The 25,903-nt window shown below is 68.0% G+C and carries 22 protein-coding genes; 8 read left to right on the top strand and 14 right to left on the bottom strand.

Annotated elements, in window-relative coordinates:
* The first annotated feature begins 25 nt into the window (after positions 1-25).
* The gene (locus NV401_RS07845) at positions 26-1,327 is read left to right on the top strand and encodes an SLC13 family permease (RefSeq protein ID WP_261293842.1); all 1,302 of its coding nucleotides are present in this window, start codon (positions 26-28) and stop codon (positions 1,325-1,327) included.
* A gap of 91 nt (positions 1,328-1,418) precedes the next feature.
* Complete coding sequence (locus tag NV401_RS07840; RefSeq protein WP_261293841.1) at positions 1,419-2,585, top strand: glycosyltransferase; 1,167 nt, start codon at positions 1,419-1,421, stop codon at positions 2,583-2,585.
* Here NV401_RS07840 and NV401_RS07835 read toward each other — a convergent pair.
* The 4 genes from NV401_RS07835 to NV401_RS07820 form a co-directional block, all read right to left on the bottom strand.
* Positions 2,519-3,430: a galactosyltransferase-related protein gene (locus NV401_RS07835; protein ID WP_261293840.1), complete on the bottom strand. Its 912-nt coding sequence runs from the start codon at positions 3,428-3,430 to the stop codon at positions 2,519-2,521. The genes NV401_RS07840 and NV401_RS07835 overlap by 67 nt on opposite strands.
* On the bottom strand, positions 3,427-4,587 hold the full coding sequence (locus NV401_RS07830; protein ID WP_261293839.1) for a glycosyltransferase: 1,161 nt from the start codon (positions 4,585-4,587) through the stop codon (positions 3,427-3,429). The genes NV401_RS07835 and NV401_RS07830 overlap by 4 nt, the downstream gene beginning before the upstream one ends.
* Positions 4,584-6,605: an HAD-IIB family hydrolase gene (locus NV401_RS07825; protein WP_261293838.1), complete on the bottom strand. Its 2,022-nt coding sequence runs from the start codon at positions 6,603-6,605 to the stop codon at positions 4,584-4,586. The genes NV401_RS07830 and NV401_RS07825 overlap by 4 nt, the downstream gene beginning before the upstream one ends.
* A 206-nt stretch (positions 6,606-6,811) precedes the next feature.
* The gene (locus NV401_RS07820; RefSeq protein WP_261293837.1) at positions 6,812-7,300 is read right to left on the bottom strand and encodes a winged helix-turn-helix transcriptional regulator; all 489 of its coding nucleotides are present in this window, start codon (positions 7,298-7,300) and stop codon (positions 6,812-6,814) included.
* Between the two features lie 132 nt (positions 7,301-7,432).
* Here NV401_RS07820 and NV401_RS07815 point away from each other — a divergent pair, with 132 nt between their 5' ends.
* The 4 genes from NV401_RS07815 to NV401_RS07800 all read left to right on the top strand — a co-directional run bounded on the left by NV401_RS07815 (position 7,433) and on the right by NV401_RS07800 (position 12,837).
* Positions 7,433-7,732, top strand: a complete 300-nt coding sequence (locus tag NV401_RS07815) for a CC_3452 family protein (protein WP_261293836.1) — start codon at positions 7,433-7,435, stop codon at positions 7,730-7,732.
* 49 nt (positions 7,733-7,781) lie between these two features.
* Positions 7,782-9,875 (top strand): RelA/SpoT family protein, encoded by a 2,094-nt coding sequence (locus tag NV401_RS07810; RefSeq protein ID WP_261293835.1) that lies wholly within the window; start codon positions 7,782-7,784, stop codon positions 9,873-9,875.
* A gap of 63 nt (positions 9,876-9,938) precedes the next feature.
* Entirely contained in the window at positions 9,939-11,750 is a 1,812-nt protein-coding gene (locus NV401_RS07805; RefSeq protein WP_261293834.1) for a DUF885 domain-containing protein, read from the top strand.
* Between the two features lie 31 nt (positions 11,751-11,781).
* Complete coding sequence (locus tag NV401_RS07800) at positions 11,782-12,837, top strand: glycosyltransferase family 2 protein (RefSeq protein WP_261293833.1); 1,056 nt, start codon at positions 11,782-11,784, stop codon at positions 12,835-12,837.
* Positions 12,838-12,963: 126 nt separating this feature from the next.
* Here NV401_RS07800 and NV401_RS07795 read toward each other — a convergent pair whose 3' ends face one another.
* A complete protein-coding gene (locus NV401_RS07795) occupies positions 12,964-13,695 on the bottom strand; it encodes a class I SAM-dependent methyltransferase (RefSeq protein WP_261293832.1) in 732 nt (243 codons plus the stop codon).
* 13 nt (positions 13,696-13,708) lie between these two features.
* Complete coding sequence (locus NV401_RS07790) at positions 13,709-14,128, bottom strand: GtrA family protein (protein ID WP_261293831.1); 420 nt, start codon at positions 14,126-14,128, stop codon at positions 13,709-13,711.
* A gap of 59 nt (positions 14,129-14,187) precedes the next feature.
* Between NV401_RS07790 and NV401_RS07785 the strand changes: the two genes are divergently transcribed.
* Positions 14,188-15,975, top strand: coding sequence for an AcrB/AcrD/AcrF family protein (locus NV401_RS07785; protein ID WP_261293830.1), 1,788 nt, complete (start codon positions 14,188-14,190; stop codon positions 15,973-15,975).
* Positions 15,976-16,005: 30 nt separating this feature from the next.
* On the opposite strand, the gene NV401_RS07780 is transcribed toward NV401_RS07785, so the two are convergent.
* From NV401_RS07780 to NV401_RS07750, 7 genes are all read right to left on the bottom strand, one after another.
* The gene (locus NV401_RS07780; RefSeq protein ID WP_261293829.1) at positions 16,006-16,626 is read right to left on the bottom strand and encodes a MarC family protein; all 621 of its coding nucleotides are present in this window, start codon (positions 16,624-16,626) and stop codon (positions 16,006-16,008) included.
* Positions 16,623-17,498: a bifunctional methylenetetrahydrofolate dehydrogenase/methenyltetrahydrofolate cyclohydrolase FolD gene (gene folD, locus NV401_RS07775; protein ID WP_261293828.1), complete on the bottom strand. Its 876-nt coding sequence runs from the start codon at positions 17,496-17,498 to the stop codon at positions 16,623-16,625. The genes NV401_RS07780 and folD overlap by 4 nt, the downstream gene beginning before the upstream one ends.
* Positions 17,495-17,797 (bottom strand): DUF167 domain-containing protein, encoded by a 303-nt coding sequence (locus tag NV401_RS07770; protein ID WP_261293827.1) that lies wholly within the window; start codon positions 17,795-17,797, stop codon positions 17,495-17,497. Before NV401_RS07770 ends, folD begins: the two co-directional genes overlap by 4 nt.
* The gene (locus NV401_RS07765) at positions 17,797-18,105 is read right to left on the bottom strand and encodes a YggT family protein (protein WP_261293826.1); all 309 of its coding nucleotides are present in this window, start codon (positions 18,103-18,105) and stop codon (positions 17,797-17,799) included. The genes NV401_RS07770 and NV401_RS07765 overlap by 1 nt, the downstream gene beginning before the upstream one ends.
* Positions 18,106-18,196: 91 nt before the next feature.
* A complete protein-coding gene (locus NV401_RS07760) occupies positions 18,197-18,556 on the bottom strand; it encodes an energy transducer TonB (protein ID WP_261293825.1) in 360 nt (119 codons plus the stop codon).
* A gap of 116 nt (positions 18,557-18,672) precedes the next feature.
* Positions 18,673-19,572 (bottom strand): acetylglutamate kinase, encoded by a 900-nt coding sequence (argB, locus tag NV401_RS07755; protein WP_261293824.1) that lies wholly within the window; start codon positions 19,570-19,572, stop codon positions 18,673-18,675.
* 42 nt (positions 19,573-19,614) lie between these two features.
* Positions 19,615-20,289, bottom strand: a complete 675-nt coding sequence (locus NV401_RS07750; protein ID WP_261293823.1) for a queuosine precursor transporter — start codon at positions 20,287-20,289, stop codon at positions 19,615-19,617.
* A gap of 217 nt (positions 20,290-20,506) precedes the next feature.
* Between NV401_RS07750 and NV401_RS07745 the strand changes: the two genes are divergently transcribed.
* Complete coding sequence (locus NV401_RS07745) at positions 20,507-21,769, top strand: NupC/NupG family nucleoside CNT transporter (RefSeq protein WP_261293822.1); 1,263 nt, start codon at positions 20,507-20,509, stop codon at positions 21,767-21,769.
* Between the two features lie 47 nt (positions 21,770-21,816).
* Here the strand turns inward: NV401_RS07745 and NV401_RS07740 are convergent, their stop codons facing one another.
* Complete coding sequence (locus NV401_RS07740) at positions 21,817-25,635, bottom strand: YadA-like family protein (RefSeq protein ID WP_261293821.1); 3,819 nt, start codon at positions 25,633-25,635, stop codon at positions 21,817-21,819.
* Between the last annotated feature and the right edge of the window lie 268 nt (positions 25,636-25,903).

Raw genomic sequence — 25,903 nt, 5'->3', positions numbered from 1 at the left:
GCCCGGCCAGCACTGCGGCGCCGCGGTGACCATCGATCAGGTACTGACGCTGGTGGTCCTCGCCGCGGTGGTCGCAGCGTTGATCTGGGATAAGGTCCGCGCCGATGTGGTCGCCTTGAGCGGTGCCGCGGTGCTGCTGGTGACCGGCGTCGTGCGCCCCGTCGAAGTGCAGGGCGCGTTCGCCAGCCCGGCGATCATCGCGCTCGCATCGCTGTTCGTCATCGCCTACGCGCTCGAACTGTCCGGCGTGCTCGATCGCGCGATCGAGGCCGCGGTGAAGATGTGCAAGCGGCTGGGGGCGGCGGGACTGTGGCTCATGCTCGCCGCGATCGGCTGCCTGTCCTGCTTTCTCAACAGTACGCCGATCGTCGTGCTGGGCGCGCCGGTGGTGCGCGACGTGGCGACCGCGCTGAACCTGTCGCCGAAGCGCTATCTGATGCCGTTATCGTACATCACGGTGCTGACCGGTTGCTGCACGCTGATCGGCACGTCGACCAACCTGCTCGTCGACGACATGGCGAGCGTCGCCGGCCAGCCGCGCTTCGGCATGTTCGAGATCACGCCGGTCGGCGTGCCGATGGCGCTGGCGGGCGCGCTCTATCTGTTCCTGTTCAGCGGCAGATTGATGCGCGGCAGCGTTGCCGAGCCCGTCGGCAAACCGGACGTGCGCGAGATCGAAGTGGCCGGCGCGCAGGTCGGCGACGCCACGCTGTTTGCCGAACAGCGGCCGTTTCGGCCGGCCAAGGCAGCGATCGCCATGGCCGTGTTCGTCGGCGCGATCGCGTTTGCGGCCTTGGGCGTCGCGCCGATCGCGGCGTCGGCCTTTGCCGGGGCGGTGCTGCTCATCCTGCTGCGCGTCATCAGCCCCGATCAGGCCTATGGCGGGCTGCGCCCGCAAATCCTCATCCTGATCGCGGGGATGGTGGTGATCGGGATCGCGATGGAGGAAAGCGGGCTCGCCGCCGAGGCGACCGGCGCGCTGGTCGGCTCGATGCGCGAGTTCGGGCCGCTGACCGCGCTGATCGTGCTCTACGGCCTGACGATGATCCTGACCGAGCTGCTGTCCAACGCCACCGTCGCGGTGCTGGTCACGCCGATCGCGGTCGCGCTGGCGGAAAGCCTGGGGGTGAGCCCGCGGCCCTTCCTGGTCGCCGTCATGATGGCGGGCAGCGCGGCATTCGCCACCCCGTTCGGCTATCAGACCAACGTGATCGTCTACCAGATGGGCGGCTATCGCTATCTCGACTTCGTCAAGGTCGGACTGCCGCTGAACCTCATCACGTTCGCCGTCGCGATCGTCGCCATCCAGGCCTTCTTCCCGTTCTAAGCGGAGGACCGGCGCTTTGCCGCGCCGCGCTCCTTGAGAGCCAGCGGCCGCCGTCGGCGGCACAAACCGTGCGGTCGGCTGTTCCTGCCGCATGATCGTTTCAGACCCCGCCTGCCGCCCCGCCGAACCGGATGTCCTTCTGCCCGAGCCGGCGCTGTCGGCGAGGCCGCTGCGGATTGCCGTTATCGCCCATCTGCGGCATCCGATCGCGATGCCCTTCATGGGAGGGATGGAGGCGCACTGCCACCAGCTCGTCACGGCGCTCGCCGCGCGGGGCCATGCGGTCACGCTGTTCGCCAGCGGCGACAGCGATCCGGCGCTGCCGCTACACCCGATCGTCGAGCAGCATTACGAAGCGGTGCTGCCCTGGGCGCAGTGGCACGGCACGCCGGCGCTGACCGCGTTCCAGAATGCCGCCTTCGGGCGGGCGTGGGAGGCGATCGCCGGCGGCGGTTTCGACATCGTCCACAACAATTCGATGCATCCGACGCTGCATGCGCTGGCCAAGCAAGACCGCGTCGCGATGGTCACGTCGCTCCACGTTCCGCCGTTTGCCGGGCTGGCCAATGCGATCGCCGATCATCGCGCGGCATGGTTGCGCCAGACGGCGACGTCGCGGGCGCATCTGGCGACCTGGTGGCACACGCCCCCGGGCGCCGCATCGGTCGTGCATAACGGCATCGATACCGACCGCTGGCGGTTCCGCGCGCAGGGCAATGGGCGGGCGATCTGGGCGGGGCGGATCACGCCGAACAAGGGCACCGCCGTCGCGCTCGAGGCGGCGCGGCGCGCCGGCATCGCGCTCGATGTCGCCGGGCCGATCGATTGCATGGACTATTTCACCGAGCGGGTCGCGCCGCTGCTCGACGATCTGCGCGTCTATCACGGCCATCTGGGGGGCGCGGCGCTGGTCGAGGCGATCGGCGCGGCATCGGTCTTGCTCTCGACGCCGATGTGGGACGAACCGTTCGGGCTGATCGCCGCCGAGGCGCTGGCGTGCGGCGTGCCGGTCGCGGCGCTCGATCGCGGCGCGATGCGCGAAGTGGTGGGCGATTGCGGCGCGCTCGCCAGCGACGCGGCGACGCTGGCCGATGCGATCGCCGCCGCACGCCTTATTTCGCGCGGGGCGTGCCGCGCGCGGGTGACGCGGCTGTTCTCGGTGCCGGCGATGATCGACGGCTATGAACGCGCTTATGCCGCGGCGATCGCCGGCGCACGCGCCTCGAGCTGCGCGAGCACGACGGCGGTGCTGGCATAGGGCTGGTCGGCCTGCTGACGGGTCAGTGCCAGATCCTCTTCGCGGACCTCGCGCAGCCGGACATGATCGCCGTCGCGCAGCGTGATCAGGCCCATCAGCGTGAACGCCTTGAGCCAATGCTCCATCGTGAAATGGCCCCATTTGTCGCGGAACCGCGCGGCATTGGCGATCACGCTGTCGACATGGTGGACGGGGGGCATGTGGTGCGGATGATATTGATGATAGACGCGCGCGCCGCGCACCCAGTTGATCGGCACGCCGGCGGTGGTCGCCACGCGCCCGAAATCGGTATCCTCGCCACCATAGCCGACATAGCGCTCGTCGAACCCGCCGAGCGCGAGGAAGGTCGCGCGGCGCATCGCGAAGTTGAGCGACCAGAAACAGCGATAATCGGTGCACTCACCCAATGGGGCGAGCGGCGGCCCGGCACGTTCGGAATGTTTCACGCCGATGCGCGCGAACCGCTCGAAATCGAGCCCGTCCGCGGTGGCGCCCGCGGGGAGATACAGCACCTCGCCCATCAGCACCGCATCGACCGATGGCAGTTGCGCCTGGTAATCGGCGACCAGCGACGGCGCCGGGATGCAGTCCACGTCGAGAAAGATCAGATGTGCGCCGTGCGCGGCCCGGGCCGCGGCGTTGCGCGCCGCCGCCAGCGGGATGCCTTGCGCGCCCATCATGATCTGGCGGACCGGGAACTGCGTTGCGGGCAGATCATAGGGCTCGGCCTGCATCACCGCGATGACGAGCTCGTCGGGCCGCTCGGTCTGCCGGTCGAGCGCGCGGACGACGTTGACGAGGTGCGCCGCACGGCCGTGGGCAAGCGTACAGATCGAGACGGTCATGGCAGGCTTTCGAACAGGAGATCGACGGCGGGGGCGGGGCCCGGCGATGGCGCGACGCCCGGCGGCATCCAGGCCGCGTCGGCGAGACCGGCCAGCCAGGCGGCGGCGTCCCGCGCCGCGTCGGCGTCGTACAGCGCCTGCTGGCAGGCGAGGTCGAGCGCCGCCGCCCGCGCCCAGGCGTGCGTCCAGGCGCCGACATGCGAGGGCCAATGTTCGAGCATGATCGCCGCGCCGGCCTGGTCGAGCATTCGCGCCTTCCACAATTGTTCGTCGAAATAGCGCCATTCGGGCACGACGATCCACGGCCGGCCGGCGGCCGCGATCATGTGGACGGTGGTATTCCCCGCCGACGACACGACCCGGTCCGCGGCGGCGATGTACAGCGCCGGCGTGTCGACCCAGCCGAGATGTCGGAGATTGCCGGGGGCCGTGGCGTGCCATTCCTGCTCGACCGCGCCGATCGTCAGCCACAGCGCGTCCGGTTCGGCGCGCGCGCCGAGCGTGAGCGGCGTGGCGGGCGTGCCGTTGCCGCCGCCGCCGGCGACGACGACGACGATCGTGGCATCGAGCGGCAGGCCGAGCAGTGTGCGCGCCGCGGCGCGATCGATCGCCTCGCCGTGCACCCCGACGCCCGGTGCATAATGCGTCTTGGCGAGCATCCAGTCCGGCCGGCCCGGCTGCTCGAGCGACGGCGCATAGGGGGCGAGAATGCCGAGCGCCGATTCATACGCTGCCATATGCCCCGGATCGCTGCGCTCGCCATGCTGGAGCACGCTGACGCACGGGACCGACGCGATCCGGGCGAGCTGTGCCAGCTCGGCCGAGACATCGGTGACGAACAATGCAGGCCGGGCCTGATCGAACCAGGTGGCGATCATCGCCACCGCCTGGGTGATGCTCTTCCAGCCGAGCGGCGCGCAATGGAGGGTCGAGGGCGTCGGCGCGTTGGCCAGGGCGACCGGCTCGTCGCCGACGGCCTCGAACAGCGACGGGATCACGCGCACCGTTACATGCGCGGCGAGCGGCGGGAAGATGTCCGCGCGCGCCGAGAACAGCACCACCGGGCGGTCGTCGGGCATGGCGTTGACGATCGCGGCCGCGCGCTCGGCATGGCCGCGGCCCTGATGGTGGACGAAATAGCCGATCGGGCGCGTCATGCCGCGCGCGCCATGGCGAGCGCGCGCATGCCCTCGACGACGCCGGCGGCATGCGCGCGGCGAGCGAGATAGATGGTCGGGCGGCCGACCAGGCCGGCCAGCTCGGTGCTGTAATTAGCGACCAGGATGCCGTTATGGCACTGGGCGAGCATATCGAGATCGTTGCCGCTATCGCCGGCCGCGTAGACCCGATCGCGCGCGATGCCGAGGATGCGCGCCACCCATTTCATCGCCGCGCCCTTGCCGGCGCGCTCGGGCACGATGTCAAGCAATCGGCCGTGACTGTGGATGACGCGGACCGGCAGATCGGCGACCGCGCTGCGGATGGCGGCGACGACCGCAGGCTGCTCGGCGAAATAGCTCCGCTTGTGCCGCCGCTGTTCGACCGGCGGCTGACATTCGACGCCGGACAGGCCCGCCACGCGGGCCTCGACCGCAGCGGCGTCCCAGCCCTGATCGATATGCGCGGCATAATCGGTATCGGCGACGAGTCGCGCGCCGCGGCGCCAGTAGATCTCCGCGCCGACCGAGGTGATCAGGACGTCGGGCGCGGGTTGGCCCCATTCGCCGAGCAGGCGCTCGGCTTCCTGCAGCGAGCGCCCGGTGGCCACACCGAAGGCGAGATTGGGTTCGGTCTCGAGATAGGCCGCCATGCCGAGCGCCCCGACGGTGCATCCGGTGAGCGTATTGTCGATATCGCACAGCAGCAGCCGCGACGGCGCCGGTTTGGTCGCGACCACGGCGCGCAGATCGTCGACGATCGCCACGAACCGCGCAGCATAGCCATGCCAATCGAGCAGGCGGGCGTTGATCCGCCCGGTGCTCGATGCCCGTGCCCAGGCGATCCGGTCATCGAGCAGTGCGTTGATCGCCGACGCGAAACCGTGGTGATCGCGCGGATCGGCGACGGTGCCATGGCCCAGGCGGGCGACGATGTCGGCGGGGCCGCCATGGCAGGTCGCCACCACCGGCAGCCCGTGCAGCGCGGCTTCGGTCAGGGTCAGGCCGTAAGGTTCGGTGAACGCAGGGTTGACGAACACGCCCCGCGTCTCGCGCGCCAGCGCATAGAGCGCGGCGACATCGTCGGCGGTATGGCGCTTGGGCAGGGCCAATGTGCCATAGAGATCATGCCGGTCGAGCGCGGCCAGCAGGCCGCCGATCACCGCGCGTTGCTCGTCCTCGCCCGTATCGGGGCCGTCGCGCAGCCCCGCCACGATCACCAGATTGGCGCGCTCGCGCAGCCGCGCATCGGCGGCGAACAGCTCGACCAGACCGGCAAGGTTCTTCTTGGCGACCGGCCGCGCGATGGCGAGGATGATCGGCTTGGCGGGATCGCGCAGGAACGGCGCGACCAGCGCCCGTGCCCGCGCCAGATCGGTCGGGGCGCTCTGGCCCAGGCCGGCGCCGGGCGGCACGCAGTGAATTTTCGCGGGGCAGGCCGCCGGGTACGACATCAGCTGCCGTTCGGCCTCGTCGCGGGACGAGGCGATGATCGCATCCGCCGTGGCGATCGCCCGGTTCTCCTCGGCAATGCGGGGGGCGATCGCTTCGCCGATGCCGGTCGCGCAACCCGCTTTGTCGATACCGAGCGAGTGCGCGGTATAGACGAAGGGGATGCCGAAACGCGCGCGCACCCGCGCCGCGACATCCGCCGCATCGGCAAAATGCGCGTGGATCACATCGGGGCGCCGATCGAGCGCGGCGATATGCGCGATCAACGCCTCGGCAAAGGCCGGGCGATCGGCGGCCATCGCATCCTTGCTGAGATAGCGACGATCGGCGGTGGCGATGCGGCGGATCGCCAGCGTGTCGGTCAACCGCTCGAACGGCACGGCATAGGCGTCGCCCAGCGCCGGATCCTTGATCAGCCGCGTGACGATCTCGACCTGATCGACGTCGCTCCGCACCGCCAGCGCCTGTGCCGCGCCCAGCGCGTAGGTGATGTGTCCGCCGGTATCTTCGGTCAGGCCGAATTCAATCGGCGGCCCTTTCAGGCAGCCGCCAAGGGCGATCGACATGATAAACAACAGATGGGAACCCTTGGCTCAAGTGTGGCGTGTTCCGCGAGGAACTGCCGCTGTTAACGCAGGGTTCAGGGCGCGGTTGCGCCTCCGGCGCGCGACCGGCAGGGAAATCATATTGATCCATATCAGGCCGGCGCCGCACCGGTCCGATCGGGCGGCGTCGGCCGGGCGTCTGCGCCGTCGCTGCGGCGCCGCGGATATCAGGTCGACGCGTCGGCCGGTGCGTCCTGCACCACGTCTTCGGGCAGCGCCCAATGCAGTTCGTTCTTGCTCAGCGGCCGGCCATCCCAGGCATGGACCGTGATCGGCCGGATCGCGCGCCCGTCGCGATTGTCGACCAGCACCGGGGTGGAGGGCATGCCGGTTTCCCAGCGCTCGCCCCATTGGCGCAGCGCGAGCATGGTCGGCAGCAGCGCCTCGCCCTTTTCGGTCAGGCGATATTCGATCTTGCGGCGATCCGCGGGCAGCGCGTCGCGCTTGAGGATGCCATGTTCGACCAGCCGCGACAGGCGATTGGCCAGGATGTTGCGCGCAATGCCCAGTTCGGACTGATATTCCTCGAAATGGTGCAGGCCGTTGAACGCGGCGCGCAGGATCAGGAACGACCAGCGCTCACCCATCGCCTCGAGTGCGGCCGGCAGGCTGCATTCGGCCAGATCGCGCAGGGGTTCGCGTAATTTATCGCCCATAATCTACGCAACCTATCTCAATATCGAACGGCGAGGCAACGACTTATAAGTTTTCAGTTGCAACTTATCCCCTAATGCACTAAGTGGCGTTTAGCAACCTATTGTGCTGCGCAACATCAGGAGGACCTCCCCATGACTCGTTCGATCGCTTTTGTCACCGCTCTTGCGGCTTCCGGCCTGTTCGCGTCTGCCGCGAGTGCCGGCTATTACAACGCCACGCCGGTCGCCGCGCCGGCCAAGCCGAGCCTGATCGCCGGCAGCATGATGTGGAAGTGCGACGGTGGTGTGTGCACTGCAGCAAAGGCCACGTCGCGCGATGCGATCGTCTGCGAACAGGTGGTCAAGCGGGTCGGCACGCTGAGCGCGTTCACCGCCAATGGCGCGGCGTTTGACGAGGCGGCACTCGCCAAGTGCAACACGCGCGCCAAATAAACGCAAACTTCTGTTGCAAAGCAGCAGCACGCGGCCCCATTTGGGTCGCGTGCTGCGCCAGTATGAACTCGTCGATCGCGTCCTGAGCTACGATCCCAACGCCAATGAGGCGTTGCTCAACCGCGCCTATGTGTTTTCGGTCAATGCCCATGGCACGCAGAAGCGCGCCTCGGGCGACCCCTATTTCAGCCATCCGATCGAGGTGGCCGGCATCCTGACCGAGCTGCATCTCGACGACGAGACGATCGCCACGGCCATCCTGCACGACACGGTCGAGGATACCGTCGCGACGATCGAGCAGATCGAGCATACCTTCGGCGCCAATGTCGCGAGACTGGTCGACGGCGTGACCAAGCTCAGCCGCATCGAAGCGCAGACCGAGAACGAGCGCGCGGCAGAGAATCTGCGCAAGTTCCTGCTCGCCATGTCGGGCGACATCCGCGTGCTGCTGGTCAAGCTGGCCGACCGGCTGCACAATATGCGCACGCTGCATCACATCGCCAAACCGGAGAAGCGGCGCCGCATCGCCAAGGAGACGATGGATATCTACGCGCCGCTCGCCGAGCGGATCGGGATGTACGAGTTCATGAAGGAGATGCAGACGCTCGCCTTCGCGCAACTCGAACCCGAAGCGTATGAATCGATCACGCGGCGGCTCGAGCAGTTGAAGACCGGCGGTGGCGGGGACCGCATCGCCAAGATCGGCTCGGGATTGAAGCTGCTGCTCTCCCGCCACGGCGTGGATGCCGACATATCGGGGCGCGAGAAGCATCCTTACTCGATCTGGAAGAAGATGCAGGAGCGCCATATCAGCTTCGAGCAGCTTTCCGACATCATGGCGTTCCGCGCGATCGTGCCGACCGAGGAGGATTGCTACATCGCCCTGGGCCATATCCACCGGCGCTGGCCGATGGTGCCGGGGCGGTTCAAGGACTATATCTCGACCCCCAAGCGCAACGGCTATCGCTCGCTGCACACCTCGGTGATCCATGCCGACAATACGCGCGTCGAGATCCAGATCCGCACCGAGGACATGCACGAAGAGGCCGAATTGGGGCTCGCCGCGCACTGGGCGTACAAGCAGGACAAGGTCAAGCCGGAGACGCAGGTCAGCTGGATTCGCGATCTGGTCGAGATCCTCGACACTGCGGAAAGCCCGGAAGAGCTGCTCGAACATACCAAGATGGCGATGTACGCCGATCGCATCTTCGCCTTCACGCCCAAGGGCGAGCTGATCCAGCTGCCCAAGGGCGCGACGCCGATCGACTTCGCCTATGCCGTGCATACCGATCTCGGCGACCAGGCAGTCGGCGCCAAGATCAACGGCCGCGTGGTGCAGTTGCGCACGCCGATCGACAATGGCGATCAGGTGCAGATCCTGCGCTCGCGGGCGCAGGAGCCGCAACCGGCCTGGCTCAACTTCGCGATCACCGGCAAGGCGCTCGCCGCGATCCGCCGCCATCTGCGCCAGAAGGAGCGCGACGAGACGCAGGCGCTGGGCCGCAAGATCTATGACGAGATCGTGCAGCGGCTGCCGGCGACGATGGCCGCCGATGCGCAGGGCGCGGCGCTGCAGCGGCTCAAAATCGCCGACGAGGCCGCGCTGATGGAGGCGATCGCGCGGCGCCGGATCACCGATGCGCAGGTGATGGAGGCGCTGATGCCCGGCTCGGCCGGCGCCGAAGCGCTGCGCGCGCTGCCGCCGCAATCCAGCGCGATCTCGATCCGCGGCCTGACGCCGGGCGTGGCGTTCGACCTGGCGGAATGCTGCCACCCGGTGCCGGGCGACCGCATCGTCGGGCTGCGCCGGCCCGATGCCGGGATCGAGGTGCACACGATCGACTGCCCGGTGCTCGCCGCGGCGGACGATGCCGATTGGGTCGATCTGTCCTGGGGCGAGAAGACCGAGGGCGCGGTCGGGCGGATTTCGGTCGAGGTCAAGAACGAGCCGGGCGCGCTGGGCACGATCGCGACGATCATCGGCGCGCAAAAGGCCAATATCGTCAATCTCAGGCTCGATAACCGCGATGCCGGCTTCCACACCAACACGATCGACGTCGAGGTGCACGACGTGCAGCATCTCGTGCGGGTGATCGCCGCGCTGCGCGCCGCGGACGCCGTAAACGACGTCGAGCGGGTTTGACCGCTTGCCGCGCCGGGCGGGTGTGTTAGTCTGACTCAACACCCGTTTCGGAAAGGCCTTCTCGTGGATCGTCGTAGCTTCCTCGCCTCAACCACCGCGGCGACCGCGCTGTCGCTGCTGCCCGCGCGCGCGCTGGCCGCCACGGCGACCGCCGGCGATGCCGCGCTCGATGCGCTGTTCATCAAGATCTTCGATGAAGGGCTGCTTGAATCGCCCGAAGGCGCGACCGGCCTGGGGCTCGACAAGGGCGCGCTGGCGCCGCTCAAGGCGCGGCTCGACGACCGTTCGCTCAAGGCGCGGACGGAAGATCTGGCGCGGACCAAGAAATCGATCGCGCGGATCGAGGCGGTGAAGCCCGAGACGCTGTCGCACGCCGGCAAGCTCAACCGCGAAGTGGTGCTCTATTCGCTCAACAGCGGCACGGTCGGCCCGGACAAGTTCGGCCTCGGCTCGGCCGTGCGCCCCTATACGATCACGCAGCAGCAGGGCGCCTATTTCGACGTGCCCGATTTCATCAATTCGCAGCATACGATCAAGACCGCGGCGGATGCCGAGGCCTATCTGTCGCGCCTCGCCGCGTTCGCCACGGCGCTCGACCAGGACAGCGACGTGCAGCGCAGCGAGGCGGCGCGGGGCATCCTGGCGCCCGATTTCTCGCTCGATCTGGCACTCGGGCAGATGGCCGCCTTGCGCAGCCCGGCGCCGGCCGAGAGCGGGCTGGTCAGCTCGGTCGCGACGCGCACCGCGGCGCTCGGGATCAAGGGCGATTGGGCCAGGCGCGCGACCGAGATCGTCTCGGCCAAGGTCTATCCCGCGCTCGACCGGCAGATCGCGCTGATCAAGCAATTGCGCAGCACGGCGAGCGACAAGGCCGGGCTGTGGCGGCTGCCGCAGGGCGAGGAGATCTACGCCGCCGCGCTGGCCGCCGCGACGACGACCGATTTCACCCCCGACGAGGTGCACAAGATCGGGCTCGAGCAGGTCGCGCAGCTGACCGCGCAGCTTGATACGATCCTCAGGAGCCAGGGGCTGACGCAGGGCAGCGTCGGCGAACGGCTGACCGCGCTCAACAAGCAGCCCGCGCAGCTCTATGCCGACAGCGCGGCGGGACGCGCCGAGCTGATCGCCGGGCTGAACCAGGGCGTTGCCGCGATGCAGGCGAAATTGCCGCAGATGTTCATCGATCCGCCCAACGCGCCGCTCGAAATCCGTGCGGTGCCGGCCGAGATCCAGGATGGCGCCTCGAACGGCTATTACAACCTGGCCGCGCTGGATGGATCGCGCCCGGCGATCTACTGGATCAATCTGAAGAGCGTGGGCGACTGGCCGAAATATACGCTGCCGTCGCTGACCTATCACGAAGGCGTGCCCGGGCATCACCTGCAGCTGAGCCTGGTCGCCGCGCTGAAAACGCCGCTGTTGCGCAAGTTCAGTTTCTTCGGCGCCTATGTCGAGGGCTGGGCGCTCTATGCCGAGCAGCTGGCCGACGAACTGGGCGGCTATGCCGGGCCGATCGAGCGCGCCGGCTATCTGCAGAGCTTCCTGTTCCGCGCCGCGCGGCTGGTCGCCGATACGGGCATCCATACCAAGCGCTGGACGCGCGAACAGGCGACCGATTATTTCGTCGCCACGGTGGGCTTCGCGCGTGGCCGGTCGCAGCGCGAGATCGAGCGCTATTGCACGATGCCGGGCCAGGCGTGCAGCTACAAGCTCGGCCATATCAGCTGGCTGCGCGCGCGCGACAACGCCAAGAAGATCATGGGCGAGAAATACGACGTGAAGCAGTTCCACGAAGTGCTGCGCGACGGCGCGGTGCCGCTGACGATCCTGGAACGGCTGGTCGAGGAACGGGCGCGGGCGGCGGTCAAGGCGTGACGTGACCGCCGCCGCGCGATATGGCGGCGGCATGAACCGTCCCGCGCTCTCCGTCGTCGTTCCCTGCTATAACGAGGCCGCCTGCCTCGACATCCTGCACGCGCGCATCACCGGTGCGGCGCGCGCGGCGGTGGGGGACGATTACGAGATCGTCATGGTCAACGACGGATCGAAGGACGACAGCTGGCCGGCGATGCAGCGGCTCGCCGCCGCCGATCCGCGGCTCGTGGCGATCAACCTGTCGCGCAACCATGGCCACCAGCTGGCGCTGACCGCCGGGCTCGACCTGTGCGCCGGCGCGCAGATCCTGATCATCGATGCCGATCTGCAGGATCCGCCCGAACTGCTCGCCGAAATGCGCGCGACGATGGCGGCGCAGGATGCCGACGTGGTCTATGCGGTGCGCCGCAAGCGCGAGGGCGAAACCGTGTTCAAGAAGATCACCGCGGCGATCTTCTACCGCATGCTCGACCGGCTGACCGATACGCCGATCCCGCTCGATACCGGCGATTTCCGGCTGATGAGCCGGCGTGCGCTGGATGCGTTCCTGAGCCTGCCCGAGCAGGCCCGGTTCATCCGCGGGATGGTGGCGTGGATCGGCTTCCGCCAGGTGCCGTTCGCCTATGACCGGGCCGAGCGCCATGCCGGCGAGACCAATTACCCGCTCGGCAAGATGGTCCGGCTGGCGTTCGATGCGGTGACCGGTTTTTCGACCGCGCCGCTCCGCTTCGCCAGCCATGCCGGGCTGGCGCTGACCGGCGTGTCGCTGTTGCTGTTCGTCTATATCGCGATCGGCTGGCTGTCGGGCAGCGCGGTGCAGGGCTGGACCTCGACCATGCTGGTCACCGTGTTCCTGGGCGCGGTGCAGATGTTCGTGCTCGGCATGATCGGCGAATATCTCGGGCGGCTGTACGTCGAATCGAAGCGCCGGCCGCTCTATCTGGTGTCCGATATCGCCGGGCCGGTGCAGGGCAGCGCGACGCTCGGCTATCGCGCCGAGCCGCGCGAGGCGAGCGTGGCGCCGGGGCCGGTGGAGGCGCTGGTGGCGGAGTCGGCTGCGGGTTCGGTACCGACGCGGTCGGAGTGAAGGCATCCTAGCCGCACGCTCGTCATCCTGAACGCGATTCAGGATCCATCGTGCCCCATGCTCGATCGGATGTGCGGCACGATGGATCCTGACTTTCGTCAGGATGACGGCAATGGCGGGCGCCCGTCAGGCCTTCGGCACCGCCAGCGTGATGATCGACACGCCGGGCGTCATCGGCACGCGCCCGACCAGATGCCGCTCGAGCCGGAAGATCCGTTCGAACAGCGCGTTGACCGGCTTTGGCGGCGGCGAATCGTCGCTGTCGTCACGTCCGGTCAGCCGGCCGGCGATGCGCGCGGCGGCGGCCAGCGGGAACAGCAGCGAATTGAAATAGCCGAGCTTGCGGGGCTCCAGCCCGGCCTGGCGGATCGCTGTGGCCAGGCTCTTCTTCGAATAGCGGCGGTGGTGGTGGTTGACGACGTCGTGCGCGCTCCACAGCCATGGATGCGCGGGCACGGTGATCAGGATCTTGCCGCCGGGCTTGAGGCAGGTCGCCATCGCTTCGAGCGCGGCGACATCGTCCTCGATATGCTCGACCACGTCGAGCACCGCGATCAGATCATAGGCGCCGCGCTCCACGCCGGGCAGGATCGGGAGCGGCGCATCGCCGACGTCGCGGCCGAGCCGCAGCGCGGCGATATCGCGCGCGGCGGGATCGATCTCGATCGCATCGACCGCGCCGAAGCTCGCCAGCATCGGCAAATTGTGCCCGGTGCCGCAGCCGATCTCCAGGATGCGTGCCGCGGCCGGCAGCGCGGCTTCGCGGGTCAGATAGTCGGCGAGGATGTCGCGCCGCGCGCGATACCACCAATGCGTCGAATCATGCGCCGCCATGCGGTCGTAGACGATGCGGTCCATCAGAGACTGGCCATCAGCGGAATACCCAATTGCGTTGCAGGCCAAAGGTGACCAGGGGCACGACGAACACCGCCGGCACCAGCGGCCACCAGGTGGCGCCATGAAAGAACGGGCCGGTGACGAGCAGCCAGGTAAAACCCTGGTTGAGCATCAGCCCGAGGAACTGGACGATCAGAAAGCGGTGCGCGGTGCGCTTGTCGCGCGTGCCGTGGCCGCGGAAGCTGACCGCGCCGTGCGCGAACCGCCCGACGATCGTCGCCAGCACGAAGGCGATGACGACGGCGAGGTTCGGGTTCATCACGAACGTGGCGAGCGGCCAATAGACCGCCGAATAGAACAGCGTCACCGCCACCCCGGTAAAGCCGAAGCGGATCAGCTGCCCGAGCACACCGCTCGCGCGCATCGTTTCGAACTGTCTGATGATCGCGGTCACGTGCGCCTTGCCCTTTGTGCGCGCCGCACTAGAGCGCGGGGGCTGGCGAGGGAAGCATTTTGAACGTTTTGTCGAAAACCGGATCGTGGCTGAGGGGATCGCTCGAGCGCGATTGGCTGCGCCTGACGCTGATCACCTGGGCGATCCTGCTGCTGTGGTTCATGGCGGACCGTTGGAACATGATCCGCTTGCTGTCGCTCGGCGATACCGACGACAATATGCGCCTGGCGCAGGTCCGCGCGCTGCTGGGCGGCCAAGGCTGGTACGATCTGCGGCAATATCGGTTGAGCCCGCCGGCCGGGTTCGACATTCACTGGAGCCGGATCGTCGATCTGCCGCTCGCCGCGCTGATCCTGTTGCTGCGCCCGTTCGTCGGCACCGCCGAGGCCGAGCGACTGGCGTGCGGCATCGCGCCGCTGCTGCCGCTGTCGATCGCGCTGCTCGGGCTGGGCGCTACCGTACGGCGGCTGGTCAGCCCCGTCGCCTGGCCGCTCGCCATTGTCCTGCTGCTGTGCTGCGCGACGACGATGTCGATGTTCATGCCCGACCGGATCGATCATCACGGCTGGCAATTGGCGATGCTCGCGCTGAGCGTTGCGGGGCTCGCCGATCCGGAGAAACGGCGCGGCGGCCTGATCGTCGGCCTGTCGAGCGCGGTATCGCTCAATATCGGGCTCGAACTGCTGCCCTATGCCGCGATGGCCGGGGCGATCATCACGCTGCGCTGGGTGTGGGATCGGGACGAGGCCGCGCGGCTTTCCGTCTATGGCCTCACGCTGGCGGGCGGCAGCGGGATCGGCTTCGTGCTGTTCGCCTCCAACGCCAACCAGGCGCTGCGCTGCGACGCGCTGACGCCGGTCTGGCTCAGCGCGATGGTGGTCGGCGGCGGGCTGCTGTTCCTGCTCGCGCGGCTCGATCCGGCGACGCGCTGGGCGCGGCTGATCCTCGCGCTGGTCGCCGCGGCGGTAATCGGGGCCGGCTTCGCCTTGCTGTTTCCGCAATGCCTGGGCCGTCCGGAACAGGTTTCGCCCGAACTGGCCAAGGCCTGGCTCAACAATGTCCGCGAGGCGCGCCCGATCTACAAGCATCCGTTCCGCATGGCCTTCCCGATCGTCGCGCTGCCGGTGGTCGGGCTGATCGGCGCCGGCCTCGCGACATGGCTGGGGCGGCGCGGGGGCAGCATCACCGGCTGGGTCCCGGTGCTGATGTTCTCGACCTTCGCCGCGCTGATGCTGCTGTGGCAGGCGCGCGCCGGGCCGGCGGCGCAGCTGCTGGCGGTGCCCGGGATCGTCGCGCTGGCGTGGATCGGGCTGCCCTGGCTGGTGCGCCATCGCGGGATCGGCGTGAAGCTGGCCGGCGGCGTTGCCGTGCTGGCGGCGCTGGCGCTGCTGTTTTCCGGATCGCTGATGAAGGCGCTGTCGATCGACCGGCCGACCAAGCGCGTCCAGGTGGTCAATCTCGCAACCGGCCGGTGCATGACGGTACCGGCGCTGCGCCCGCTTAATCGCTTGCCCAAACAGGTCGTCTTCACCTTCGTCGATCTCGGGCCGCGGCTGATCACGGTCACGCATCACGACGCGATTGCCGGCCCCTATCATCGCAACGGCGATGCGATCCTCGACGTGCAGCACGCCTTTTCACGTTCGCCCGAGAATTTCCGCGCGACCGCCCGGAAATATGGCGCGACGCTGCTGCTGGTATGCCCGAACATGGCGGAATCGACCGTCTACCGCGCGCGCAACCCGGGCGGCTTCTACGATCAGCTGGCGCATAACCGGGTGCCGGCCTGGCTGACCCCGCTGCCGCTGCCGAAAAAGTCGCCGCTCCGGTTGTTCAGGATTGACTGATCGCTGCCGTCCTGCGCGCCGCGGCGGCTGTCAGTGCAGGGCGATGCGGATTCCGTCGATCACGAACTGGACCGCCAGCGCCGCGAGCAGCACGCCCAGCAGGCGGGTGATCACGGCCTCGATCTTAGCGCCGAGCACGCGCATGATCGGCCCCGCGGCGAGCAATGCGAGCAGCGTCAGCAGCAGGATGCTGGCCAGCGCGCCGAGCACGACCAGCGAGCGTTCGAGCCCGTCATTGCGCCCCATCAGCAGCATGACGGAGGCGATCGAACCCGGGCCGGCGATCATCGGCATCGCCATCGGGAAGACCGACACGTCCTCCACTTCGGGCGTCTCGATGATCTTCTGCGCACGGTCCTCGCGGCGCTGCGTGCGCTTCTCGAACACCATCTCCAGCGCGATGAGGAACAGCATGATGCCGCCGGCGATGCGGAAGCTGGACAGCGAGATGCCCAGCGCGCGCAGCAGATCCTCGCCAAACAACGCGAACACGAGGAGGATCGCGCTGGCCACCAGCACCGCGCGCACCGCCATGGCGCGGCGCTGCGCCCCGCTGGCGCCCGCCGTCAGCCCGGCATAGATCGGCGCGCAGCCCGGCGGATCGATCACCACGAAGAAGGTGATCAGCGAGGAAATATAGAGTTCGATCACAAGGCGCGCTCGTCGACCGGCAGGCCTTCACGGCGCTGCGCCGAGAGCAGCGTGTTGCGCAACAGGCAGGCGATGGTCATCGGCCCGACGCCGCCCGGCACCGGCGTCACCGCGCCGGCAACGCTCATCGCGCCGGCGAAATCGACATCGCCGACCAGCCCCGTCTCGGTGCGGTTGATGCCGACATCGATCACGCAGGCGCCCGGCTTGAGCCATTCGCCGCGCACCAGTTCGGGCCGGCCGACCGCCGCCACGACGATATCCGCGCGCGCCACGACCGAGGCGAGATCGCGGGTGCGCGAATGCGCCACGGTGACGGTGCAGCTTTCGCCGATCAGCAATTGCGCCATCGGCTTGCCGACGATGTTCGACCGCCCGATCACCACGGCGTCGAGCCCGCTCAGATCCCCCAGCACATCCTTGAGCAGCATCAGGCAGCCATAGGGCGTGCACGGCACGAAGCCGTCGATTCCTGTCGCCAGCCGCCCGGCATTGACCGGATGGAAACCGTCGACGTCCTTGTCGGGGTCGATCCGCGTCGTCACCGCGCGTTCGTCGATCTGCGCCGGCAATGGCAACTGGACGAGGATGCCATCGACCGCGGGATCGGCGTTGAGCGTATCGATCAGCGCCAGCAGCGCGTCCTGCCCGACATCCGCGGGCAAGCGGTGCTCGAAGCTCTCCATGCCCGCTGCGCGTGTCGCCTTGCCTTTCGAGCGAACATAGACGGCGCTCGCCGGATCCTCTCCGACCAGCACCACGGCCAGGCCGGGCGCGCGGCCGGCGGCGGCACGGAAGGGGACTACCTGTTCGCCGATGCGCGCGCGCAGGCGGGCGGCAAAGGCTTTTCCATCGATGATCTGGGCGCTCATGGCGCCGCTTCATAGAGGCGCGCGGCGATCTGTGCCAGCGTGGTGACGTCGCCGCGAATCTGCAGCCGCTTGAGCCGCGCGGTATCGCCGGCGACGATGATGACCGCGCGGGGGGCAACACCGAACGTTTTGGCGACCAGCGGCCGCAACGCGGCATTGGCGGCGCCCTCGACCGGCGGCGCGGTCAGCCGCGCGACGAAATGCTCGGCGGTGCCCGCCGCCAGGCTTTCACGCGACGCGCGCGGCGTGACCCGGACGGCAATGGCGATGCCGTCCGTGCGCACCGCCCAGGCCGGCATCAGACCGCGAGCGCGGGCGTGTAGAAGGCCATCGCCAGATTGGGGATGACGATAGTCATCAGGATGTAGAGGATCAGCAGCACGACGAGCGGCGAGAGATCGAGCGCGCCGAAATCGGGCAGGATGCGGCGAATCGGGCGATACAGGGGCTCGGTGATGCGTCGCAGCGCCTCCCAGACGGTGCGTACCGCGTCGCTTTGCGTGTTGATCACGTTGAACGCGATCAGCCAGGACAGGATCGCCTGGACGACGATGATCCACCACACGACGTTGAGGAGCACCTGGACGATCTGCAGAATGACGATCAATTACGGTCTCCGGATAGGCATGGTCGCTTCCCCGATAGCGCATGCGCCTGCCCGGGAACAACAGCATAGCCGCGATCGGATGCCGTAAACGTCAGGCGTAGGCGCGCCGGGCGGTCATTTCGGGGTGGCGGACGGAACGGACGATGCGTTCCGCGACGCCGACGGCGGCGACCTGCGTGCGGCGCGGCGCACCGTCGGGGCCGGCGGGGAGGGGATCGGCGCGACGCAGCTTGGCGATCGCCCGGCGATCGAGCGCGGCGTCGCCCGAACTGCCGACGAGGCGGATATCGGCGATACGGCCATCGGGTTCGACGGTGAAGGCGAGCAGCGCGGTGCCGGTGCGATAATCGGTGCCGGGCGTGATCGGATCGGGCTGCGTGGCGCGGGCGATGGCAGTGCCGAGATCGGCGATCCAGCGGTTGAGATCGGGCGCGTGGCGTGGGGCGTGCATGTCCGTGCTCCTGCAGGTGCGGAAGCTTTGGCTAGCAGGGCGGTGTGAACCCTGCGCGACAGGCGCGTGACGGCGGACGACACGAAAGCGTCACCCGCAGGTAACAGTGCGGCCGCTCAGCGATGGACCAGCGTGCCCGCGCCCTGCCGGGTGAAGATTTCCAGCAGCATCGCGTGCGGCACGCGGCCGTCGAGAATTACCGCGGCATCGACCCCGGCCTCGACCGCGGCGACGCAGGTCTCGAGCTTGGGGATCATCCCGCCGCTGATCGTGCCGTCGGCGCGCAGCTCGGCGATCGCCGCCGGATCGAGATCGGTGAGCAGTTCGCCCTGCTTGTCGAGCACGCCGGCGACGTCGGTGAGCAGGAAGAAGCGCTTGGCGCCAAGCGCCGCGGCGATCGCGCCGGCCATCGTGTCGGCATTGATATTGTAGGTATGGCCATCGGCGCCGATCGCGATCGGCGCGATCACCGGGATGATGTCGGCGGCGGACAGCGTATCGATGATCCGCCGGTCGACCCCGACCGGTTCGCCGACAAAGCCGAGATCGACATGCCGCTCGATCCCCTGCAGCTTGTCCGGCGTGCTGCGCCCGACCTTTTCGGCAGTAACGAATCCGGCATCCTTGCCCGACAGGCCGACCGCGCGCCCGCCGGCCTGGCCGATCCAGCCGACGATTTCCTTGTTGATGCTGCCCGCCAGCACCATTTCGGCGATCTGCGCGGTTTCCGCATCGGTGACGCGCAAGCCGTCGACAAAGCGCGATTCGACGCCCAGGCGCTTGAGCATCGCGCCGATCTGCGGACCGCCGCCATGGACCACGACCGGGTTGATGCCGACCGCCTTGAGGAGCACCACATCCTCGGCGAAATCGCGCTGCAGCTCGGGGCTGCCCATCGCATGCCCGCCATATTTCACCACGAAGGTCGCGCCGGCATAACGCTGCAGATAGGGCAGCGCCTCGACCAGCGTTTCGGCCTTGGCGAGCAAGGCGGGGGCGGGGGCATGATTGGTCATGGCGGGCCTTTAGCCTCCCTGGTCACCCGCGCGATAGCGGAATTACGCCCGATCCAGCCGCCGCCCCAGCGCCACGACGAGATAGATCAGCGGCGGCACCAGGATCAGCGACAGTGCGATCTTGGCCAGCATCTGCCCGGCGATCAGCTCGCCGATCGGGAACACGCCGTAAAAGGCGATCGTGGCGAACAGCAACGTATCGACGATCTGGCTGAGCACGCTGGCGATCGCCGCGCGGAACCACAGCAATTGGCCGCCCTCGCGCCCTTTGAGCGCGGCGAAGATCGTCACGTTCAGCGTCTGCGAGATGCCGTAGGCGATGATCCCGCCGAGCCAGATGCGCCATGTCGCGCCGAGCACGAGCTGGATCGCGTCGCGGTTCGCCGGTTGCATATCGGGCGAGGCGGGCAGGAAATGCACGATCCACGACAGCAGGATCGAGACGACCAGCGGCACGAACCCGATCCGCACCAGCGTGTTGGCCGCTTTCGGGCCGTGCAGTTCGGCGACAGCGCTGGAGACGATGACGAGCAGCAGGAAGGCGAAGATGCCCGCTTCCACCGCTAGCGGCCCAAGGCCGAACAGCGGCCCGATCGCCGACAGCGGCCCCAGCGCGACCTGCTTGTTGCCGAGCACCCCGGCGATGCACACCATGCCGCCGTAGAAGATCGAGAAGAAGAAAAGCGAGCGCGGGAAGGCCGGTGGCGTCTGGTTCATCGCCGCGACGCTACCGCTTCCCCGGCGCGCGTCAATCCGCCACCGCGACTCCGCCGAGCCGTGGCATGCTGCATTGCCGTCAAAGAGGGCTGTCCTCCCGCGGTGATCTTGGCCATAACCCGCGCCCGAGCGAACCGGTTCGGCAGACGGCGCAACTTTATTGCGCGATCACCGTGAATCCTGTGAAGCTAGGCCGGATTCCGGGGGAAGTGATTCGATGAACAGGTTCTTGATCGGTGTTGCGGGCATTGCGGTGATTCTCGGGATCGCTGTGCTGCTGTCGAGCGACCGTCGTGCGATCCGCCTGCGCGTGGTCGGCGCGGCCTTCGCGCTGCAGGTCGGCATCGCCGTGCTCGTGCTCTATTCGAGCGCGGGCAAGATGGTGCTGGGGCAGATGTCGGGCGGGGTCGCCAACCTGCTCGGCTATTCGCAGAAGGGCACCGAATTCCTGTTCGGCAAGATGGCGACGCCGGAGATCGGCGGGCAGAGCTTCGCGATCGCCGCGCTGCCGGTGATCATCTTCTTCGCCAGCCTGGTCTCGATCCTCTATTACCTCGGCATCATGCAGTTGATCGTGCGCTGGGTCGGCGGCGCGATCGAATGGGTGATCGGCGTGTCCAAGGTGGAATCGCTGTGCGCGGCGGCGAACATCTTCGTCGGGCAGAGCGAATCGCCGCTCGTCATCCGGCCCTATCTGGCCGGGCTCACGCCGCCGCAATTGTTCACCGTGATGACCAGCGGCATGGCCGGCGTGGCGGGGACGATCCTGGCGGCCTATGCCTCGATGGGCATCCGCATCGATTATCTGCTCGCCGCCAGCTTCATGGCCGCGCCCGGCGGCATCCTGATGGCCAAGATCATGATGCCCGATCGCCTCGGCGCGCCGGAAGGCGAGCTGCCGCTCGGCGACGTGCCCGACAATAGCGCGGGCGAACCGCTGCCGCAGGCGACGCATGACGAGGAAAAGCCGGCCAACCTGATCATGGCTGCGGCCCAAGGCGCGCAGACCGGGGTCAAGCTGGCCGTCGCGGTCGGCGCGATGGTGCTGGCGTTCGTGGCGCTGGTGGCACTGGCGAATGGCCTGCTGGGCGGGATCGGCGCATGGTTTGGCTATCCCACGCTGAGCTTCCAGGGGCTCTTGGGCTATGTGTTCGCGCCGATCATGTTCCTGCTCAACGTGCCGTGGAGCGAGGCCGGGATCGCCGGTGGCCTGTTCGGGCAGAAGATCGTGCTCAACGAATTCGTCGCGTACATCTCGCTCGGCACGCAGACCGGCTTGTCGGCGCGGACGATCGCGGTGATCACCTTCGCGCTGTGCGGCTTCGCCAATTTCAGTTCGATCGCGATCCAGATGGCGGTGACCGGCAGCCTTGCCCCCAATCAGCGCCCGATGATCGCCAAGCTCGGGCTGCGCGCGCTGGCCGCCGGGAGCCTCGCCAATCTGATGTCGGCCGCGCTGGCCGGCCTGCTGATCGGCTAAAAAAAGACCGGCCCGGTGGCATGCCACCGGGCCGGCAGGGGGAGAGATCAGAACTGGTAGCCGATGCCGCCCGCGGCGCCGGCGCGGCCCTGCGAGTCGTAGCTGCCGCTCAGCTTCACGACGGTGCTGCCGTCGTTGAACGCCTTGGAGAAGCCGAGCGCGAAGGCGGACTGGCCGCCATAGGTGCCCCCGGCAATGGCGATCATGCCCTTGCCCGCTTCATAGGCCTGGGGCAGCCCGGCCGCCGCCAGCGCGCCCGCCGTGCCCGCGCGACTGTCACGCCGCACTTCGCGCAGATCGAAGTCGAGCCCGGCGAAGCGGCTGTCGGTATAGTTGTTCGCCTGGGTCACCGCGCTGTTGATGCCGGCATTGAGCTGGCTGACATTGACCGCATCGGTTGCCGATACGCCGGCCGCGACATTCTGCAGCGTCGTCGCGGCGCCGCCATTGTTGAACGTCACGCTGGTCCGCGAAGCATCGTATTGCACCGCATTCTGCGCCAGTGTGAGCGCGGAGTTCGCGGTATTGGTGACGGTCGCGACATTCTGGTTGGTGGCGAACAATTGCGCGCCGTTGACCGCATCGGTCGATCCGGCATTGAGCGCGCCCGCCGCCACGTTGTTGATCGTCACCGGCGCGGCGGCATTGCCCCCGGCGAGCGTGATCGTGTTGGTGCGCACGCCATTGACGTCGGTATTGTAGGTCACCGCATTGGCGCTCGCCTGGGCCAGCGCGAAGACCTGGCCGCCATTGACGGCGTCGGTCGACCCGGCCGCGATCGAGCCCGCCGCGACATTGTGCAGCCCGACCGGCGCCGCCGTCGCGCCGACCAGCGTCAGGTCGTTGGTCGGCACCCCGCCATTGGGCGTGGTGGGATCGTCCGGATTGGAATATTGCACCGTGCCGATCGCGCCATTGTTGATATCGTCGCCGAGATTGGTGACGGCGGTGCTGACATTGGTCACCGAGGCATCGAGATTGGCGACGGTATCGCCGAGGTTGGTGACCGTCGTCGACAGGTCGTTCACCGTATTGCCGAGATTGGTGATCGCCGTCGTGTTGCTGGCGACCGCCTGATTGGTGGCGTTGAGCTGCGCGCCGTTCACCGCGTCCGTCGATGTGGCGTTGACCGCGCCCGCTGCCAGGTTGGTGATCGTCGTGCCGCCGGCGCCGCCCAAGGTGACCGAGGTCTGCGCGGCATTGTCGTAGCTCACGCTATTCGTCGCGACCTGGCCGATCTGCCCGCTGACCCCGGCCAGCGCATCGCCGACATTGGTGTAGCTGGTGCCGTTGATGACATAGGTCGGCCCGGTGATCGCGCCGGTGGTGACGTTATACGCCGCGCCGCCGCCCAGGCTGGTGACGAAGGACGTGCCCAGGGTGCTCGAGACACCGCGCAACTGCGCGACGTTGACCGCGTCGGTATCCTCGCTGCCGGCGCCGACGCCGGTGATCTGGCGCGTGCCGAGCGGTGCGAAGGTGCCCGTCGCCGGATCGATATAGTCCGCCGTACGGGCCACCGCGATCTCGCCGATCGAGGATTGCGTGCCGGCGAGGCCGAACGCGGTGTAGCTTGCGACCCCGCCACGCAAGGTCGAGGAGGCGCTGCCCAGCGCGACGCTGTTTTCGAGATTGGCGATTGCGCCGGCGCCGAGCGCGGTCGAGGCGAAGGCGGTTGCCGACGACAGCGTGCCGAGCGCGGACGCCCCGAAGCCGGAGGCAAGCGAGCGTTCGCCGACCGCCAGCGTATAATCCGCCGAGGCCAAGGACGATGTGCCAAGTGCCGTCGAGTTCAGGCCGCTCGCGGCCGAACCGTTGCCGAACACCGCGGCGTTATCCCCCGTGGCGGCGCTGGCGTTGCCGACCGCCAGCGTGTTGACCCCGCCGGTCACGATATCCGACCCGAATGCCAGCGAGCCGTTGCCGTTCACCAGGTTGCGGTTGCCGAAGGCGAGCGCGCCGGTGCCGTTGACGAGGTTGTTCGCGCCGATCGCGATCGTGCCGTCGCCGGTCGCCTGATTGAGCTGACCGATCGACACGGAGCCGTTGCCGGTGGCGAAATTGGTGTCGCCCAATGCCACCGCGCCGGTGCCCGTCGCCTCGTTATCCCGGCCCAGCGCGACCGCGCCGTCGCCGAGCGCGATGTTGGGATCGCCGATCGCCACCGCGCCATCGCCCGAGGCGATATTGGCAAAGCCGATCGCCACCGCGCGTCCGGCGATCGTGCTCGAGCCGTCGCCGATCGCGACCGATCCTGCGCTGCCCGCCACCGTGTTGCGCCCGGCGGCGATCGATCCATCGGCGCTGGCGATGGCGTTGGGCCCGATCGCCGTGGAATCGGTGCCCAGCGCCTGCGAATCCGGCCGCACCGAATTGGCGTTGAAATAGCGCGTATTGGCATCGATCGTGGTGCCGATCGAGGTCTCGATCGCGGATACGGCGCCCTGGACGCTGCCATAATTGGTGCCGCCATAGACGATGCCCGCGGTCACCGTGCCGGTGGCCGGATCGTAAGCCGACGTGCCACCGAGCGCCAGCGCCAGGCTGTTGCCCAGCCCAAACAGCTGCCCGCCATTGACCGCATCGAGGCTGCCCGCGCCGAGCAGGCCGGCCGCCACGTTGGTGATCCGCTGCGGCGTGCCGCCGCGGCTGGCATTGAAGGCCTGCAGCGTGCCGTCATACAGCAGCGCATCGCTCTGCAGGCTGGTGACGCTGGTATTGAGCGTCGCGATATTGGTCGTGTTGATGCTGACCGCATCGTTGGTCGCGCTCAGTTGCGCGCCGTTCACCGCGTCGGTCGATCCGGCCGCGACCACGCCGGCACGCACATTGTGCAGCCCGACCGGGGCGGCCGTCGCACCGACCAGGGTCAGATCGTTGGTCGCGATCCCGCCATTGGGCACGGTCGGCGTGGCGGGGTTGGAATATTGCACCGTGCCTACCGCGCCATTCTGCACGTTGGTGGTCAGGTTGGTGATGGCATTGGTGTTCGTCGTGACATTGCCGTTGGTGGCGAACAGTTGCGCGCCGTTGACCGCCTCGGTCGATCCGGCGGCGACCGTGCCGGGGGCGAGATTGCTGATCGTCGTGCCGGCCGGGCCGGTCAGCGTGATGCTGTCACGCATCGCCGTGTCGTAGAGCACGGCATTGGCCGAGACCGCGCCGATCTGCGCGGCGACGCCGGTCAATTGCGCGACGTTGACCGCGTCGGTCGGTGCCGTGCCGGCCGCGACATTGGTGATCTGTCGCGTCGCGCCCGCCGCGCCGACGGAGAATTCGCCGGCCGACCCCGTCGTGCCGGTGATGCCGAGCGCGGTATAATTGGCCTGTGCGCCACGCGCCGCGCTGCTGCCCGCGCCGAGCGCGATGCTGTTCGCCGCCGTTACCGAGGCGCCGGTGCCGATCGCCACCGCATTGACCGCCGCGGCGGCGGTGGTGGCCGAATTGCCGAACGCGATCGAGCCCTGTTCGCCGGCGACCGCCTCGAGCCCGTTGGTGCCGAGCCCGGTGATGCGATTGCCCCCGATCGCGATGCCGCCCTCGGTGTTGAGCTGGAACGAGTCCGCCTGCAGATCGCACCGGTCGCTCGGGCCGACGATCGTGCCGTTGGCGTTGAGCACCTGCAGCGTGATCGGCTGCCCCGCGGCGGCATCGGCGAGCAGGCCGGTGACATCGATGTCGAGCGGCGTGAGAATGCCGAGCAGCGGGTTGAGCGCACCCTCGACGGGCGTGACGATGCCCCCCACGACCGGTGCGATAATGTCCGTTACCACCGATGGCGGAAGGCTGACGCCCGAGCAGGCGCTGACCAGATTGGGGGTCTGCGCCGCTGCGGGCTGGCTGCCGAGCAGCAACGCGCCGGTCATGCCAAGTGTCGAGACCGAGCCGCACAGCGTCCGGGCAAATAGACGAGCATGGCGACGGGCAGGATTAGTCTGGCTGGATGCGAGCAATGTGAGCATGGAAGCGTCCTCCTGTATCGAGCCGGGTGAGGCTCAATTAAAGTACCGCTGCAAGTTGTTGTTATTGATGCACCGGAATGCCGGAAGACTGCTGCCTGTAATGCTAACGAAATCCTACCAGACAAATATAAAATCCTGCAGGAACGAATGGTTACGAGATTAGTTTATGACA

The sequence above is a fragment of the Sphingomonas hylomeconis genome, from assembly GCF_025370105.1.
Taxonomy (GTDB): domain Bacteria; phylum Pseudomonadota; class Alphaproteobacteria; order Sphingomonadales; family Sphingomonadaceae; genus Sphingomonas; species Sphingomonas hylomeconis.
Note: the sequence above shows the minus strand (reverse complement) of the source record. Positions and strands in the feature narration are given on the sequence as shown.

Coding starts and splice junctions, on each gene's coding strand:
- NV401_RS07840 (WP_261293841.1), top strand. CDS start 1,419: ATGATCGTTTCAGACCCCGCCTGCCGCCCCGCCGAACCGGATGTCCTT.
- NV401_RS07835 (WP_261293840.1), bottom strand. CDS start 3,430: ATGACCGTCTCGATCTGTACGCTTGCCCACGGCCGTGCGGCGCACCTC.
- NV401_RS07830 (WP_261293839.1), bottom strand. CDS start 4,587: ATGACGCGCCCGATCGGCTATTTCGTCCACCATCAGGGCCGCGGCCAT.
- NV401_RS07825 (WP_261293838.1), bottom strand. CDS start 6,605: ATGTCGATCGCCCTTGGCGGCTGCCTGAAAGGGCCGCCGATTGAATTC.
- NV401_RS07820 (WP_261293837.1), bottom strand. CDS start 7,300: ATGGGCGATAAATTACGCGAACCCCTGCGCGATCTGGCCGAATGCAGC.
- NV401_RS07815 (WP_261293836.1), top strand. CDS start 7,433: ATGACTCGTTCGATCGCTTTTGTCACCGCTCTTGCGGCTTCCGGCCTG.
- NV401_RS07800 (WP_261293833.1), top strand. CDS start 11,782: ATGAACCGTCCCGCGCTCTCCGTCGTCGTTCCCTGCTATAACGAGGCC.
- NV401_RS07795 (WP_261293832.1), bottom strand. CDS start 13,695: ATGGACCGCATCGTCTACGACCGCATGGCGGCGCATGATTCGACGCAT.
- folD (WP_261293828.1), bottom strand. CDS start 17,498: ATGAGCGCCCAGATCATCGATGGAAAAGCCTTTGCCGCCCGCCTGCGC.
- NV401_RS07770 (WP_261293827.1), bottom strand. CDS start 17,797: ATGCCGGCCTGGGCGGTGCGCACGGACGGCATCGCCATTGCCGTCCGG.
- NV401_RS07760 (WP_261293825.1), bottom strand. CDS start 18,556: ATGCACGCCCCACGCCACGCGCCCGATCTCAACCGCTGGATCGCCGAT.
- argB (WP_261293824.1), bottom strand. CDS start 19,572: ATGACCAATCATGCCCCCGCCCCCGCCTTGCTCGCCAAGGCCGAAACG.
- NV401_RS07750 (WP_261293823.1), bottom strand. CDS start 20,289: ATGAACCAGACGCCACCGGCCTTCCCGCGCTCGCTTTTCTTCTTCTCG.
- NV401_RS07745 (WP_261293822.1), top strand. CDS start 20,507: ATGAACAGGTTCTTGATCGGTGTTGCGGGCATTGCGGTGATTCTCGGG.
- NV401_RS07740 (WP_261293821.1), bottom strand. CDS start 25,635: ATGACCGGCGCGTTGCTGCTCGGCAGCCAGCCCGCAGCGGCGCAGACC.